The sequence below is a fragment of the Micromonospora qiuiae genome, assembly GCF_016863555.1.
GTDB lineage: Bacteria > Actinomycetota > Actinomycetes > Mycobacteriales > Micromonosporaceae > Micromonospora > Micromonospora qiuiae.
In genome coordinates, this window is sequence record NZ_BOPC01000084.1 from 19072 (window position 1) to 33186 (window position 14115).

The 14115-nt window shown below is 64.7% G+C and carries 11 protein-coding genes; 6 read left to right on the top strand and 5 right to left on the bottom strand.

From position 1 onward, the window contains the following. The first annotated feature begins 44 nt into the window (after positions 1 to 44). On the top strand, positions 45 to 1265 hold the full coding sequence (locus Vqi01_RS24790) for a hypothetical protein (protein WP_204037256.1): 1221 nt from the start codon (positions 45 to 47) through the stop codon (positions 1263 to 1265). Then, a complete protein-coding gene (gene folE, locus Vqi01_RS24795; protein WP_204037257.1) occupies positions 1262 to 1837 on the top strand; it encodes a GTP cyclohydrolase I in 576 nt (191 codons plus the stop codon). The genes Vqi01_RS24790 and folE overlap by 4 nt, the downstream gene beginning before the upstream one ends. A gap of 279 nt (positions 1838 to 2116) precedes the next feature. Here the strand turns inward: folE and Vqi01_RS24800 are convergent, their stop codons facing one another. The 3 genes from Vqi01_RS24800 to Vqi01_RS24810 all read right to left on the bottom strand — a co-directional run bounded on the left by Vqi01_RS24800 (position 2117) and on the right by Vqi01_RS24810 (position 5578). Next, the gene (locus tag Vqi01_RS24800) at positions 2117 to 2578 is read right to left on the bottom strand and encodes a hypothetical protein (RefSeq protein ID WP_204037258.1); all 462 of its coding nucleotides are present in this window, start codon (positions 2576 to 2578) and stop codon (positions 2117 to 2119) included. Positions 2579 to 2859: 281 nt separating this feature from the next. Then, positions 2860 to 4146 carry an AlbA family DNA-binding domain-containing protein gene (locus Vqi01_RS24805; RefSeq protein WP_204037259.1) on the bottom strand — a complete coding sequence of 429 codons (1287 nt, stop codon included), beginning with the start codon at positions 4144 to 4146 and terminating at the stop codon, positions 2860 to 2862. 82 nt (positions 4147 to 4228) lie between these two features. Next, positions 4229 to 5578, bottom strand: a complete 1350-nt coding sequence (locus tag Vqi01_RS24810) for a hypothetical protein (RefSeq protein WP_204037260.1) — start codon at positions 5576 to 5578, stop codon at positions 4229 to 4231. Positions 5579 to 6197: 619 nt separating this feature from the next. Between Vqi01_RS24810 and Vqi01_RS24815 the strand changes: the two genes are divergently transcribed. Continuing rightward, a complete protein-coding gene (locus tag Vqi01_RS24815; protein WP_204037261.1) occupies positions 6198 to 6749 on the top strand; it encodes a hypothetical protein in 552 nt (183 codons plus the stop codon). 125 nt (positions 6750 to 6874) lie between these two features. Here the strand turns inward: Vqi01_RS24815 and Vqi01_RS24820 are convergent, their stop codons facing one another. Further along, the gene (locus Vqi01_RS24820) at positions 6875 to 7339 is read right to left on the bottom strand and encodes a hypothetical protein (RefSeq protein WP_204037262.1); all 465 of its coding nucleotides are present in this window, start codon (positions 7337 to 7339) and stop codon (positions 6875 to 6877) included. A gap of 183 nt (positions 7340 to 7522) precedes the next feature. On the opposite strand from Vqi01_RS24820, the gene Vqi01_RS24825 reads away from it, so the two are divergent. Further along, positions 7523 to 8191 carry a hypothetical protein gene (locus Vqi01_RS24825; RefSeq protein WP_204037263.1) on the top strand — a complete coding sequence of 223 codons (669 nt, stop codon included), beginning with the start codon at positions 7523 to 7525 and terminating at the stop codon, positions 8189 to 8191. Positions 8192 to 8471: 280 nt separating this feature from the next. On the opposite strand, the gene Vqi01_RS24830 is transcribed toward Vqi01_RS24825, so the two are convergent. Next, positions 8472 to 9269: an AbiTii domain-containing protein gene (locus Vqi01_RS24830; protein ID WP_204037264.1), complete on the bottom strand. Its 798-nt coding sequence runs from the start codon at positions 9267 to 9269 to the stop codon at positions 8472 to 8474. Positions 9270 to 10001: 732 nt separating this feature from the next. Between Vqi01_RS24830 and Vqi01_RS24835 the strand changes: the two genes are divergently transcribed. Together Vqi01_RS24835 and Vqi01_RS24840 are read left to right on the top strand one after the other, a co-directional pair. Next, complete coding sequence (locus Vqi01_RS24835) at positions 10002 to 10772, top strand: hypothetical protein (RefSeq protein WP_239098641.1); 771 nt, start codon at positions 10002 to 10004, stop codon at positions 10770 to 10772. A gap of 242 nt (positions 10773 to 11014) precedes the next feature. Further along, positions 11015 to 13846 (top strand): tetratricopeptide repeat protein, encoded by a 2832-nt coding sequence (locus tag Vqi01_RS24840; protein WP_204037266.1) that lies wholly within the window; start codon positions 11015 to 11017, stop codon positions 13844 to 13846. The last annotated feature ends 269 nt before the right edge of the window (positions 13847 to 14115 follow it).

Consider the following 14115-nt stretch of genomic DNA (forward strand, 5'->3'; position numbering starts at 1 on the left):
CTCCACGACACGCCCCGACGAACCGTGTAGCGAGGCGAGCCTCAATGACAGATCCCGCCGCCGGCCAAGCGCTGCTGCTCATCGCGGACGCCGACCTGCTCCACCAGCCCCGGCAACTGCGGCCGGACGAGCCGATGACCGTGGTCACCGTGCCCACACCGCCACAGCCATGCCCGCCGCACACCATCATTGCCAGCTTCGGCGGCAACCGGCTCCTGCCGGTGGTCACCCGGACCCACGACGGAACTCGCCAGCACGCCCAGCAGATCCCGGCCGACGCCCTGCTGACCGGCCTGCACCTCGGCCCCGCGCTCACAGACGCGCTGAACACCATCCGCAGAACTGACCCGCGTGGCCACACACCGCTGTTCTGCGCCACCGCCCACCCCGACGGATGGCACACCTACAGCCGCGTCCACCTGCGTCCCGACGCCGGCTGCTTCATCCGCACCTCCGCTACCCCCGCCGGTGACCCGACCGATCCCATCGGCTGGATACCCGACGCGGTCGCCCGCCACAGTTCACACGCCGCACAGCTCAACAGCCTCGACGGAGCCATCACCCAGGCCCACCTGGGCAAGGAAATCGAAACCAAGTTCACCCTGCCGCGCGACACCCCCCTGTGGCCCCTCGCCGTCAACCTGCACGACCGCATCGCCGCCGGCGCGCTACCCGAGATGGCACCCCGCTTCCGTGACCCCCTTGAAACGTGGGACTTCGCCAACACCCTCTTCGAGGTCCACGGGCCGGGCCCGCAGCGCGGCTACGTCTCGTTCCTCTACACCCAGCCCGGCCTCTACCAGGTCAAACGCAAGAACTATGACACTGACGCCCTGGTCCGCCACGAACACGTCAACGTCGACGTCACCATCACCGAGCCCCTTGACGGCTACGTGCGCGACACCCTCGGGCTCATCGCCCGACCCATGCCAGGATTCCGCCGAATGCGCTACGACATCAAGTTCGAGTCGCTACGCACCGGCCACCACTACGGCATCTTCGTCGACCGCTGCGCCCTACACGCCGACCCGACCGAAACACTCGTCCAAGTCGAGGTCGAATACCTGCGCAGCCGAAGCGTTCTACCCCTGGACGAACCCGCCGTCTTCACCGAAGTCGAGCACATCACCGACTGGGTCGCCGGCATCCTCGCCGAGCACGCACTGCCCGCCCGCCTGGACTACTACTCCAAGCTGTCCTTCCTCCGCGACGTCGTGGCGCGGCGTCCGCACCTCCTGCCCCCGGTCGACAAGGACACCCCATGACCAGTGACCCCAGCACCACTGACGCCCCGCCGGACCTCGACTCCGCCCGTGACGCCGCCGCGCAGTTCCTCAAGGCACTTGGGGTGGACATCGACGCGCCGGCCACCGCCGACACCCCGAACCGGATGGTGGCCGCGTACGCCGAACTGCTCGACCCGCGGCCGTTCACCCTCACCACCTTCCCGAACGACGCCACCTACGACCGCCTCGTCACCGTCCGGGCGATCCCCTTTCACAGCCTCTGCGAGCACCACATGCTGCCGTTCCGCGGCACCGCCGACGTCGCCTACCAGCCCACCGACAAGATCGTCGGACTGTCGAAGCTGGCCCGGCTCGTCGAGCACACCGCCAGACGCCCCCAGGTCCAGGAACGTCTGACCCAGCAGGTCGCCACGTACCTCGCCGAACACCTCGCACCAGCCGGTGTCGGCGTCCTCGTCCGCGCCGAGCACCTGTGCATGACCTTGCGCGGCGCCCAGGCGCCGGGCACCGAGACGATCACCACCGCGCTACTCGGCACGGTCCGATCCGACGCGGCGCTGCGAGACGAGTTCCTGCACTCGGCCCGGTGAGTGACGAGATGACATGGCAGCGCTGCGGCCATCACTGGTCCACCGCAGCCACCGGCCCGGTTTCGACCGAGCGCCGCAAAGCCTTGTTGGCCTGGGCCGCCCAGCAGAGCATCAAACCTGATCGGTGTTCGTTTCTTACGGCTTTCCTGCAGAAACGCCAGTGCCGCCAAGAGGCGACTGAAGGATCTCGCCTCCGGAACTTGGGCGTGGTACGCAGACGAGCCAGGTAACGAGCTTGCCTGGTACAAGCTGATTCCGGATGCTGACGACCTATGATCCTCAGCCGTCACCTCGGGTTGCATGCTCGACCTGCGGCACAATTACCGTTATCGGCATATTCGTCGTATCAATCTCGCAGGGCAAGTACCATGTTCCGTGCGTCTGATGCTCGGCGGTAAAGGCTAGGCGCACGATGGGTCCCCGCTGTTGTAGCCAGCCCTGTTGCGTCATGCTTCTCATCCAGTGCCCCGGCATGGTCTGCTCAAGCTGATACGGCAACTCTTCGCCGATCGGCAGGGCCGTGTCGTACACCGTCTCTCGGCCTAAGCGATCGGCGCGGGCGTCGTCCGGGCCAGTTCCAGGAGTGAAACGGTATGGACCCCAGATGTAATCACGGATTTCTTCTTGTGTCGGGCCGTCCATCGACTGTCGATGGTCGCCCTCTCCTCGGCGGAAGTGATCGTTTCGAATGGTTACGGTCAGCCGATCGATGCGGTCGAGCCCTGGCGGGCCAATCAACATGACTCGCAGGCGCAATATATCTGAGCCAGGGTTGAAGGGCTCACATGTTACTCGGAACCGAGGTAATAACTCGCTGTGGCGGCGCTGAATCTCGATTGATGACAAGGTGGTCGTGGCTGCGTTTGAGGAGCGTGACGATGACCGCGCCTGCATCGCGGCCCAAGCCGCTACCCCCACGGCGGCAGCGGTACCTAGCGATTCGAGGGCGCCCCAGGCCGGCGAGGCAAGGAAATTCCAAAGGTTCAAGAACTGCACCGTTTCAAGAGTTGGTACGTGTGGGTTCACGCTAGGGGAAGTACAGTGTGGCGGCTAATGCCGAATTGGTGCAGGATGTCGGATGCGATTGTCCGAGCTGTGTCCAGCAAGTCTGAGTTGTCGCCCTCGATTGGTACTTCTCCGTAGAACGGGTGGAAACGGCGTACGTCCCGGGCTCCTGCTGGCCTTTCCAGGTGCGAGGAGATCATTCCGCCTCCTCGTAGGTTGTTTACTGGGGTTACGGGCGTGGCCGGATCCGCCTTCCACAGGTCGATCCGAAAGCCCATGGGTGCCTGCCCACCCATCTGTCTTCCGTACACGCTGGCCAGTGCCACGAGATCGATAGCGAAGTTCTCGACGAAGGGTGCATAGATCTGGCATGGCGTCTCCGGCTGGCCGGGTGCCCAACCTCCACTGTCGACCGCAAACGCCAACGATCCATCTCGATGCAGCTCGACGAGCAGGTATGCGGCGCGTGGTTCCGGGCCGTAGTCAGCCAGTGGGCTGATGATCCATCGCCTTAGCCCCGTCCTCGGATTGAGCGCCGCGTCGCCGAGCGACTGGAGAAGCAGTTCCCGGCCGAACCTGTCCTGCGGCACGAGCTGGTTGGCGTACCGCAGGACTGCCTCTAGCAGCTCTCGTACCTGCCCGCGTGCGAGTGGCTTGACCAGGGGCGTTAGAGGCGTGCTGGGCCGCGCGACCCCAATTAGCCAGGCTTTGCTGCTGCCTTCCAAGTGGTCGGCGATGTCCTTAGTCATGGCCACCAAGCGCTCCGTCTGGTCGTGCTGCCGGTCGAAGCGCTGGCGGTAGGCGTGTTCGATGTTCCGCTCCCGCATCCACTCGTTCTTGGAGCCGTCCCGGTAGGGCACGCGAAAGCACTCTCGCTGACCGATCATGTGTGGTGCGTCAGGGCTGCGCGGCACCGACAGCACCAGCACAGACTTGCCGTCGCCGGTCAGCGACACCATCTCCACACCCGGCACGATCGGGTCGATGCGGTTGTTGGCGATCTGCCGCAGCCGTCGCTGGGCAGCGTCGGATGCGTCGACCCCGACGATCTCCCGTGCTCGGCTGGTGCCGTGCTCCTCGGCCACGCCGTAGACGATGATCCCGCCACCGGTGTTGGCCATGGCGGCAACGTCTGTGGCGAACTTGTCTAGGTCACCGGGTTCCTTGCCGGGGAGCGTCCGCTTCCAGTCCAAGCCGTCAGTTTCTACGACGCCTTGGTCCCGGGCGGCCTGAATGATCTCGTAGCTGAGGTCGCACGGTGGTTCCCCGAGCTGCTGATGGATGGAACTCCAGCGGATGGACACGTAGGCACGGTAGCGGGGTGCGTCCACCGTCAAGATGCCGGCGTTCCAGCTCCGTCGCTGAGGCAGGTACGAGGACGATCGGCTACTGAATTCCCGCGCGGCTCTCGTGTTCTGCGATCTCGTGCATCAGGCCATCCCGCACCGTGGTGGACAGGAGGGCATCGTCGAGCAACGCCGCAACTCGTTTGGCTCCGTGAGAGGCGGCTAACGCGAGCCATCGTCGCATGATTATCTTCACGGTGCTTGTCAAAAGTGCATGGTCTACCTGCCTGGTGCGGCCGCTGCCGTGGGCGAAGGCCGACCGCGCGCTGTAGGCACTTTTGATAATGTCGCGGACGGCTAGACGGCTGTTGTCGTCCTGGCCGGCGAGTACCGCAGCCCGCTGGGATATCTTGCGACCAATACCCTCATGGTCGCTGTCCGCGCTGGCGAGAAGTGCTTCCAAGGTGACGGTATGGCGGAAGGCAGCATAGCTTCCATCGAGTTTGGGTTGCTTCGGACCTTCGTGATATGCCAGATACAGGTGATGCTCTGTTGCGCGGGCCAGAACCCGGCGGTCGCCAACACTCAACGCGGCTAGACAAGACCCCATCTCGGCGGCATAGCGCCCCAATCTGTTCGCTATGGCCTGATCGAGGATGTGTGGCTTGCGCGGCAATATGGTTAACGGCTGCGGATGCCACTGCTTGACCTCGGACGGCAGATAACCCTCCCTGAGGCCGCCAGCCGGGCAAAGTACCCTCCGGCCAGGCTCCACCAGATAGGCCGTAAACGCGCGTACTGGAGGAATATCCAGCAAGTTGAGAGTGAGCAGGGGCCAGATTAGGTCGTTCTCCCCGGCAGCGGCCTCGTCGAGCCTGCGAGCAGAGCTTGGCCGCCGCAGCGCGCCGAAACCGCGGTCGTGCAGTAGATCTGGTGTCCACAAATCGCCTAGGAATCCACCATAGGAGATTGGCAAACTTGGGTCCTCGGCGCGGTTGATGCTGGCCAGTTGCCAGCCGTCAAACAATTGCACGCTGGTTATGGGTAGGTTGAGGTCTACGGTGACATACTCCCATGCTGGAATCGGCTCCCCGGCCAGATCGCCCGCTATTCGGAGGGCGATGTCCGCAGTGTTTGGGTGCTCGCCCGCATGTTCAAGCAATTCCAGGGCGTCGTCTTCGAACGACGACCAGATCATGGCTGCGGAGCGGTCTGCGTCGCCAATCCACCGGACGTCACGGCCGTTTTCTCTCCCGGTAATTAAGACCAGCTCAGCCCAATCGGGGAGTTGCTCGCGGAGGATCTCCGGCAGCCGAGAAACAGATAATTGAAATCTGGGCTTCCGTGAACGCTTCACCTTTGGCGGATTGGCTTTCTCCGCGAGGTGCACGTCGAGTGTGCGCCGAAGACCGTCAACAAGTGCACCGAAGGCCGACAACTCACCACTCATGAATCGGTACAGTATCCGTCTTGGTAACGCATGCCAACGGAGTTCCGACCTGCGCGTCGACAGCGGACTTCGGGCTGCGCGGGGTGCGGCGTCGACTGTCTCCAGCGCGACGGAACTAAACTGGGCTGGCGGAAGCACCGTCATGCGGTGGGTAGGGGCTGTCGGCGAAGCCCGCTGGCCCGAGCACTATCGGCTCGACACCATTGGGCGGGTTTGCCTCTTTCAGAAGAGTCTGGCCTAGGATATTCGGACACCAGCCGGCGAACATCTCGCTCCGCGCGGCGTACCCGACCGCCGTGGTGATTCCACGGAGTTGGTCATCTGCCGCTGACCTTTGTAGATGCCGACTACCTTGTAGGTCTTCGAGCCGCGGACGTCGTAGGCGATGGCGGGTGCACCGGAGCGTCCGTCCCCGGCGAGCTGTGACAACTCGTAGAACGACTCGCCGCCGCCGCGTATGAGGGGGGCCGCCCGCGTGATACAGGTGCAGCTAGCCGCTGCGTAGCGAGCCGAAGCAACGCCTGATCGTCCGGCCCGGGGTGCGACCGCAGGCCCCGGAGCCGCAGTACGGTGCTAACACAACACGACAAGCCGACAACAGTCCCCACCAGGAGGGCCAGTGTCTGAACACCTCATTCCTGCCCGCTTCAGCGACGCCGAGACGTACCTGCCGGAGGTCGACCGCTGGTGCACCGCCGTCCTGTCCGGCGCCAGGTCCCGGCTCCTCCTGCTCGGCCCCTTCATGTCCGGGAAGACCCACAACGCGTACGCCGCACTCCGCCGCCTGCTCGCTGCCGGCTACCCGCCATCCAACCTGGTGGCCTACCAGGCGTACGAGATGGCCCGTGACTACGACCCGAGACTCATCGAGCAAGGGCCGCCCGTGATCTTCCTCGACAACTTGACGGACCGCAGCGACAACGTGGCTGGCGTCGGGAACCTCCAGCCCGACGAGCCGGATATCCAGGCCCTGATGGCGGTGCACCAAGGGGCGGTAGCTGACGCCGCTGAAAGGCTTGCTGGCAGGGCAGGAAGTTCGTGGATCGCATGTGCTTCGACCCGCGAGCGGCTGGTAGCGGACCTGGGAGAAAACGTGGCCGCCAAGCTCCTCGCGGTTGCCGATGTGGTCGAGCTTTCGCCTAGGCCGCAACAGTGCGTCGTGGAGTGGTAGCCGTCGACCGAGAGTTGAATCTTGATGGCCGCGACCACTGGCTGATGGCGATCGAACAGTGGTGGCTTGTCAACGCCGACCCGGGGGTGGCTTCGCTTACATCCGGATCGGCGTTGCGGCTTTACCTATGCGCCACCCAAGCGCCGCTTGGCGGTCCGCTGTAGAGTTTCCGGAATGTACGGGTAGTACTCGTTTGCGTCCGACAGCCAGTGCTGGGTCTCTTCGTCATGGAAGTGGGGCCGCGCCTGCTCGTACCACGGCACTTGGACCCGCCGAAAGAGATCAACGAACTCGTCGAGATCGGCGACCTGATTGGTGTCCGGCACGCCCCTCACCGGGCCCATGCTGAGCCAACTGAGCAGGTAAGCCGCTCCCACTTGCCCGAGAAAGGTGCTCAACTCGCTGCTCTCGCGGTATCCGGCCTGGTCGCCCGGGTCGCAGTCCCGCCCATCGGCGGACTTGTGCACAATCATGAATCCCTTGAGCTTCTGGTCCTCGCGGCGCCAGACCACGAGCGCCATGTCGGGGTCGGTGATCAGGTCGGGGCATCGGTCGCATTGCCAGGTTTTCAGGGGCGCAGTGCCGGTCATGTCGCTCCCAAAGTCGGGACTGGAGGTATCACTGCCGACCATACTGTGGCCGGTTTCACTAGGGTCGACGTGGCTTGGGCTGGCACGGTGGGGATCCCAGGTTACCGGCGGCTCCCGAGCTGCTGCCCCGGTCCGGCTTTATAACCGCTGGCCAGGTGAAGGATCGGAGTGGAAGATTGATCGGTGACTACCGTCAATCAGTCCTCGTTGTTGCGACCGGTCGTGGCGGGCGACAGCTTCCGCCGCACGGCAACCCTTGGCTGTTTTGAGGACGACGCCGCCCTGGCGATGGGCTACCTCGAAGCCGCCGACGTGCTTACCACGCATTGGAAGGCACACCGGCCGAACGACAATCTGGCCCTCCCGATCTTGAGCAACTACCGCCACGGAATCGAACTCGCGCTCAAGGCGGTCATCCGCCGCGCCGCCCGGTGCCTGCGGGCAGACGGCGACCCGGATACCGAACTTCAGCAGGCCAACCTCGACGCGATCCTGGCGGCAACGCACTCGATCGGCGGGCTCGCCCAGCGGTTGACGTGTTACTTCGCCCGGCTCGACCTCGAAGACAGTCAGCGGCTTCCCGACGACGTCAAGGAAGTCCTGGACGCACTGCACGCCTTGGACGACAGCGGGCAGTGGTTCCGTTACAGCACGGTGAAGAAGCGCTCCCGTATGGGTAAGGACCGCGCACTCGTGCTCGTCCCCGCGCGTCCGGACCAGATCAACTTCGATCTGGAAGCGGTTGCGGAGGCGCTACACAACGCGGGCGGCATCGTGCTGCACGGCGGGCTTGGTGTGCTAGACGAGTACACAGAGTGGCAGAGCTACCTCCGGGATGCCGCCGGCTGGTAAGCCACGGACCCGGCCCGGTGCGTGTGGCGTGGCGAGGTCGTTGCCGCGCGGGCCGACGTGCCCCGGCTGGGCAGCAACCGGCGTGCCAGCATCCCGATCCCCGCAGCGCAGGGCGGGCACGCCGGGCTGACGCGACAACGGGGCAGGGGCCGTTCCGACCGGGAGCGGCCCTTGCCGCACGCTGGGGTCCGTCCCGGTCTGGGTCCGGCGAACGGAAGCGGCTCATCGGCCTAGACGACTGATCATCCAACGACCCTCGACCGGCTGCGGACCAGGAGGTTCAGCCGCGCCATTGACGATAAGTAAAGTAGCCGGTCACCACGGCCACTACGACGCCGAGCACAGTCCAGATGGTCGCCGTCTTCGACCATCCAGATTCCTTGGATTCTGCGGGCGGTGTGATGGTGACGGTGGCGTTGCCGCCGTCTTGGGCTTGCACGGCGTTGATATTGACGATGTTGCGCTCGCCGCCGTGCAGCACAACGCTGACGGCCTCGGCAGCGGCCTCCCGCGAAGGAACAGTGGTCCCCGCCGGCCGGGTGGAGCGCATCTCGCTCGCCAAGCGGACCAAGGTGGTGCGGATCTGGTCGAGCGTGCCCGCGATCTGGGCGGTGCTCACGCTCCAGTAGATACGCTCGATCCCGCCGCCCTGCTGGTGGTTCATGTACGTCACCAGATCGGAAGCACCGGGCGGCTGGATGCGCACGAAAGTCTCGTCGTTGCGATCGGCGTTGCGCAGCAAGGCTTCTAGCTCGCCCACGCCTCGCGCGAGAGGCACTTCGTTGGTGATGTGGTCGCGAGCGAAGTCGGGCAGGTCCCAACTGCTGATCTGTTGACCAGTGACCTTATGCCACCCCGTCTGACCATCGACGAGGATGGGCGCGTACACGATCCGATACTCAGGGATCTTGGTGTCATCGCGATAGCCAGTAGCCTCATCGCTGGCCCAGTCACGTAGTTCGGCGCTGCCCGTGGCACCGCCTAGTGCAATGCACTTGCGAAGCAGCGACGCCAGCGGGACGCGATCGTCGGCAGCACCCCGCGTGATCTCGGCAAGAAGATCCGGCTCCTTAGTCACGCGTCCATTGTGCGTGTGCCGTCCGACGAGATCAGGACGGGCCCGCCGCGCCGCCGCGGCCCGATGCGCTTCACGAGCTGGCGGGTACGGAACTGCGCGTACTCACGATGCCGGGCAGCTTCGCGGACGCGGACCCACCAGCAGCCATAGACCAACCTCCTTAGCAATGCCTCATGACCCCAGGACACAAAGCGAACGCTCCAGCACTCCCCGTCACCACGAGGCGGGCCGTCGCCGCGCTGCACGGCGTAGTCACCGGCCCAGTTGGCAAGCTGACTACTCAGCTGGTCAGCTGGTCCTGCAAGTCCTACATGGACCACTCCTGATAGGCCAGGTGGCACCTTTCGCATGCACTGTCCGGGTCCAGTTCAGGGGGCCAGACGTGCCAGCAGGTGGCCCTGCTGGTGATCTCGTGCCGGTCGGACGCCGGCAGGAGGTCTGGAATTGCGGTCGGAGCTTCTAGGTGCGGGGGTCGGGGCGTGGGCATGTCATCGCCGGGTGCTCGCTGCCGCTCTGCCGTGATGACCAAGCCATCCAACACGCATGCGCCCTTCGGTCGGGGTCGGGTCTGCGTTGCGCCGCCTCAGCGCGTCGTAGTACGTTCTGCCTTGCTAGCGTCCTACTATCCACACTCGCCGACAAGAGGCTGCGTGATATATGCCTGCACGATTTCGTCCTACGTTGTGGCCGGGGACCGTGATCGCGCCGCCGCCTCTGCGTCCGCTTCTTGACGTGGAGGTCGACGGGGATTGGATCCTGTGGCGCATCAGGCCGCGACAAGGGGAGCTGGTCTACCTGCCACCCGACTTCTACCTGCACGAACTGCTGGAGACACCGCAGACAGACCTGGAAGCTGTGGCCGCGCTTATGCGGGCCTACGGCCCGCTGGTCGACATGGACCGCGACGATCTCGACATCGAGGCGCAGGGCTGGCTGGAGGATGTGCCGTTCGCCCCTGACGACCATTGGCGGGTCGGGCATCACCGCCGCGACGTCGAGGTGCACCTATCCCTGGCGCACGAGGCGATCAAAACGTGGTTGGCCTGTCAGACCGAGGGCGGGCTCGAAGCCTTGGTGGAAGCGGAGGTAGACGAGCAACAGCTAGAGCAGTTCCGCCGGGACAACCCGGACAGCCTCCACGAGGTCACCCTGGATGGCCTCCGGGAAATGATGGCCACCTCCCGGTTGTCGACCCTGCAATCCGTGCTCAACGCCGCGTTGCGCAAGTTCGGCATCGGCATCGGCGGACTCGAAGAACGCCGGGCCACGATCTACTCGGCGTCGTTCTTGCAGCTGTACAACCACATGGCCGAGGGGGCCACAGTGCGCCACTGCGCCAACGAACCCTGCCGCCGGCCCTTCGTCCGCCAGCGCGGCCGAGCCGAGTTCGGACAAAACCGCACCGAAGGCGTCAAGTACTGCAGCCGCGAATGCGCCCGCGCCCAGGCCCAACGCGAGCTGCGGCGTCGTCGCCGCGTTACTCCCACCAGCCAACAGCGTTAGCGGTGGCGGCACATCCTTGTAGGCATTGGCCGCCACATCCGCAGACACACGTCCATAGCCATCCCTACCCACCGGGCACCGGGCACCGGGCACCGGGCACCGGGCACCGGGCACCGGGCGATGACGCCCTGCCCCGCAGACATGGCTAGTGGACATGCGAAGGTTCCGTTCACGGCCTGCAGGACGACTTGGTGGCGCGGAGTAGCGAAAGCTGGCCGGGCTCGATGGTCGATGATGGTGAGGTGAAGCACGATCTCAGTCGTTTGGGTGAGCGCCCATTCGAGGATCTCTGCCGGGCCCTGGCGGTACACGTGCTCGGCGCGGGCATCCAGGCGTTTGGTGACGGCCCCGACGGGGGACGGGAGGCTACGTTCGACGGACCCTTGACCTACCCAGGACCAGCGCAGCCATGGAGCGGCCACGGAGTACTCCAGGCCAAGTACCGACGCAAGGACATCGGCAACAAAGACACCCAGTGGCTAAGGCGACAGATCCATAGCGAACTCAAGGCATGGCTCGATCCGAACGGCCGTCGCTTCAATTCCGGGCGATTGCCCGAATACTACATTCTTGCAACGAATGTTCGACTCTCTAGCGTTCCTGGCAGCGGCAAGGACTCCATACGCACGCTACTGCTCGAATTCGTCGACTGTCTCGGCCTCAAGGACTACGCGCTGTGGGACGGCGACCAGCTGTCGACGTACCTCGACGCCTACCGGGGCGTGCGCGAGAACTTCTCGGACCTCATCACCCCGGGCGACCTGCTCGCGAAGGTGTTCGATGTCGTCGACAGCGTCCTTCCCGATTCCCTCCACAGCAGCAGGGAGCCGCGCAGGCAGCACTCGACGGCTTGTCTTGCCGTTGCGGAGCCGGCCCCCTTTCGCAAGACGTGGCGCCTAGTGCCCATCGACTCGTGTTCTCCGTTCGACCTCGGGGTTCATCCCACATTGGAACTAGAGACGGAGTCATCACGCCTTCCTCCATATGTCGTCCGCGATCACGACACAGCGCTACGTGCCCAGCTGCACTCCGCGGCCGAGAGCGGAGGAGGATCGGTCGTAGTCATCGGTGACTCGTCGGCGGGCAAGTCACGGAGCCTGTATGAGGCGTGCCGGCACGTCCTGGACGGTTGGCAGATCTTGCTAGCCGAAGACGCTGCCGCAGTCCGTGAAGCGATGGAGGCATCGTCGGAGCCCACCCTGGTATGGCTCGATGACACACCGATCCCGCGCTTCCTCGTACCCGGAGGCCTGACTGCCGGCGACATCTCGGCATGGACCAAGGCTAGAGGTGGAACTGGACCAAACATCGTGGTCCACGTGCTGTGGCCAGACGCCTACCAAAAGATCGATGCTTCACCCACGAGTTCCGTACTCGAACCGGGGCCTACTCCAGATCCATGGCGCCCGGCAAGAGAGTGCCTGCGCCTGGCGACCGGCCCCCGTATTGAGGTCAGCAACTCGTTCACGGACCTGGAGGCCAGGCGCGCCGCCGACCTGGCCTCAGCCACTGCCGATCGACGACTTGCTGCCGCACTTCACGACGATCACTACGGCCTCACGCAACACCTCGCCGGCGCTCCACAGGTTCTACAGCATTGGAAGCTCGGTCAGGTTAGCCAGCCCTACGGCGCGGCGATGCTTACCGCAGCAATCGACCTCGCCAACCTAGGCGTGCAAGTCCTCAGCTCGGGCCTGTTGGCCGCAGCGATGACGTCCTACTTGACCGACGAGCAGTTCGCCGAGGCCCCACCCAATGCCGACGAGGACGCGTTGCAGTACGCCAAGACGAAGCTGCGAGGCGGGACCCGTGCCCTTCGGCCGCTACGCGGATCTCAGATGGGCGCGGACGGCGGCTACGTGCTCCACGACTACTTGCAGCAGCGTGGCGGGCTCGAACGCCACTATGTTCCCGCGCCACCGACTCTGTGGGAGGCCATAGGCGACCATGTCACCGACCTACGGCTTCTCAGCAGATTGGCGCTAGCCGCCGATGACCGTGGCCTCACGCAGCATGCCCTTCCATTACTGCTACGCACCTACATGATCGACGAAGAGTGTTCGTGGCGGCTAACCTACCTGCTCTTGAGCCAAGGTCGTGAGGATCGTCTCCGCGAGTTGCTCGATGAAGGTGTCGGGGCGGCTCGCTGGGGGATCACCTGGCTGATGATCCACCAGGATCGCCTCGACGAACTGATGTCGCACTGGGGAAATGACGATGTGAGCGAAGACGGCTGGTACAGCCTCGCCGAAGTGCTCTACGACCGGGAGAACGAGGCTGCGCTACGGCGACTCTCGAACGCTGACTGTGAGGAGGGACGGTTCTACCTTCTGCAGCTGTTGGAAGACAAGTGCCGAGAGTCCGATCTGATCGACCTCGCAGAGGCTGGCGACCAAGAGGCTCAGTTGAGCCTGGCGGCCGTGTACGCCAGGCAAGGAAAAGTCGAGAAGGCCGAGGAGAAGTACGACGACCTCATCGAGAACGGCGATGGCGACGTTCCGGATGAGGCCGCCCGCGCTCTGGCCAGCCTCCTTGTCAGCGCTGGGCGAGGGGAAGAACTCCGAGAGTGGATGATCCAGGAAGAAGCCAACGGCTACGATGCCCTGCGCATGTACTACGCCGAGTTCCTGTCGCACGAGGGGCGCGTCGACGAACTTCGCAGCCTCGCCGAGGGAGGCGATAGCTATGTGGTAGTGGCGACGTTCGCGCGACTGCTGTCCAGGTTGGGCCTCCTTGAGGAACTTCGTGAACTGGCCGCACGCGCCCCTGCGGCTGCGGGCCCGGAGTTTCACCGAGCGCTGGCGGCAGCCGACGCGGAGACAGAATTGAGAACGCTCTCTCACAAAGGGTCCGCACGCGACGCTCATCGGTGTCTCGTCGAGCTACTGGAACGCCAAGGCCGGGAGGACGAGGTTCGCCAGATGGCTCACGGTGGCGACCGCGAGGCGCAGGAGGCGCTAATCCGACTCCTGGCCCGGCAAGACCGCCACGCCGAGATTGCGGAGATGGCTGCTGCCGGCGACCCCTCGGCGTGCCGATACATCCAATCCCGGAGCCCATTGACAGTTGGTTGATTCGCTGTGAAGCGTTGGCACCCAGACCGCGGCGAGAGCCAACCGTCTGCACGGTCGGCGGACTGACCGAGGGCACTTGGAGCAGCAGACTCAGCCGATGAGGTGCCCCCACCATCACCGATCGCCGGTGCGCCGAGCACCACGGCGTTGGCTATGCCTGAGCAGCACCACGACGATCAGCGACTCAACTGGTGCCGAGGGCATCGTGCACGGCATCGCCGAGCCGGCGTACCGGTGAGCGAGCCGGCACGCGGACCGGACGTACCCCC

Excerpts from the sequence above, each read along its gene's own strand:
- Vqi01_RS24800 (WP_204037258.1), bottom strand. The coding sequence starts at position 2,578 with ATGTTGATTGGCCCGCCAGGGCTCGACCGCATCGATCGGCTGACCGTA.
- folE (WP_204037257.1), top strand. The coding sequence starts at position 1,262 with ATGACCAGTGACCCCAGCACCACTGACGCCCCGCCGGACCTCGACTCC.
- Vqi01_RS24810 (WP_204037260.1), bottom strand. The coding sequence starts at position 5,578 with ATGAGTGGTGAGTTGTCGGCCTTCGGTGCACTTGTTGACGGTCTTCGG.
- Vqi01_RS24820 (WP_204037262.1), bottom strand. The coding sequence starts at position 7,339 with ATGACCGGCACTGCGCCCCTGAAAACCTGGCAATGCGACCGATGCCCC.
- Vqi01_RS24790 (WP_204037256.1), top strand. The coding sequence starts at position 45 with ATGACAGATCCCGCCGCCGGCCAAGCGCTGCTGCTCATCGCGGACGCC.